The following is a 1,569-nucleotide window of genomic DNA, read 5'->3' on the forward strand; positions in this document are numbered from 1 at the left end:
CGGAGTTGCTTAAGTAGACCAGGTTGTTGTAGCAGCGCTCTAACCAGCTTCGCTCGCGCGATAGATCTCCCCGGGGAAGACGGTCACCGCCACGGGCATCTTCACAATGTCACGGCGTTGAAATTGTTGGAATGATCTTCCCAATAGATCTGTGCGGCGGAAGCCCCGGATTCTGGTGAGCCAGTACAGCGAGACGTCATCGAGCATCTCATGTCTCGTCACGACCGCTCCGGTTTGCCGCCACTGTCGGTGCATTGAGCGAACTTCAACGCCGCCATCTTTGGGCGGACCTCCGCCGCGAAATGGCTGGCTGAGAACGGTGTGGATCCTGTAGGGGACGGTCGCGATCAGGCGTAGCAGAAACTCTTTGGAAATGGCTGTCGGAGCCTTCTCGTGCAGCTCGACAGGCGAACCCGCGGTTCGGTCGATGGCGACGAACATGTGTAGCTTGCCCTGTTCGGTTCGAACCTCCGCGATATCAACGTGGAAGAAGCCGATCGGATAGGCCTTGAACTTCTTTTTCGCCGGCTTGTCGCCCTCGACATCCGGCAATCGGCCGCTGCCGTGGCGCTGCAGACAGCGGTGCAATGAAGAGCGCGTCAGAGGCGGGATCGTCGGCTGCAACGCGTAGAGGCAATCGTCGAGCGGCAGCAGAGTGTAGCGCCGGAAGGGACGATGACGGCCTCCTCCTCGGACAAGAGCACTGTCGATCTAGGCTATCTCGGACCGATCGGCAAATCGGCCACCGAGGTCCGTTCCCGCCATTTGGCAACAGTCTTCTGGTTGATCCCGTAGCGCTTCGCCAGCGCTCTCAGGCTCTCTTGACTGTTCTGTATCGCTCGAGGACCGCCTCTGTCGTCGTGGCGTGCCCATGCAGAACCTGGCCCATAGCGCATCACTTGATTCGGAGGACAAGGATGCCCCATCAAAATCTGGGATCAAACATCTGGTCGACCTGAGCTTTTCGCTAACCAACCCTGCCAGTCCGCCTCACGACAGCGGACATAAGGGCTGCCCAAGGGTCCCACCTGTCAGATCGATCAGTCCGTTTTAGGTTAGCCTGCCACGTCAGCTCGGACTGGAACGTCCCTATCTTCCTGCAGGGCTCCGAAGGTGCCGGTCTGCTCTCGGCCCTACAGCGGCCGGGCGGCAATGCGCCCCACCGCGGACGTTCGAGTCACTTCTCTTTGTTGACCGAAGCTGCGATCCATCCGGAGCTCAATACGGAAGGTGGCAGACCTTCTTGTCGTCAGCATATTTAAAGCGCCACGCGCGGTGAATTGGCGGGCTCCAGGGCTCGGATTAGCGTCGCTTCATGCGAAGCGTGCAACGAGTAAGGACTATTGTTTAGCGGGAGACAAAGATCAGGCGACAAGTGTACGCGATTCTCGTCTTATCGAAAACACCTGCTGCGCTCCGTCAGATCTTCCGGCTGGCCAGCAGCCTTGTCAGCCAATCCGGATCCATTTCCGGCACGGAGGATAAAAGCCGTTCGGTATAGGGGGCATGCGGCGGCGGGAGAATTTCGCTCTTTAATCCCTGCTCAACGACTTTACCCTGGTGCATGAC

The 1,569-nt window shown here is 58.7% G+C and carries 1 protein-coding gene and 1 pseudogene; both read right to left on the reverse strand.

Features of this window, described 5'->3' with window-relative positions; genetic code table 11:
• Positions 1–309 precede the first annotated feature (309 nt).
• Positions 310–889 (reverse strand): annotated as a pseudogene (locus NKI72_RS34915) (transposase family protein); the annotation flags it as partial.
• Between the two features lie 530 nt (positions 890–1,419).
• Positions 1,420–1,566 (reverse strand): ABC transporter ATP-binding protein, encoded by a 147-nt coding sequence (locus tag NKI72_RS34920; RefSeq protein ID WP_352852238.1) that lies wholly within the window; start codon positions 1,564–1,566, stop codon positions 1,420–1,422.
• Positions 1,567–1,569 lie beyond the last annotated feature (3 nt).

The organism is Mesorhizobium sp. M0437 (genome assembly GCF_040321335.1).
Classification (GTDB): domain Bacteria; phylum Pseudomonadota; class Alphaproteobacteria; order Rhizobiales; family Rhizobiaceae; genus Mesorhizobium.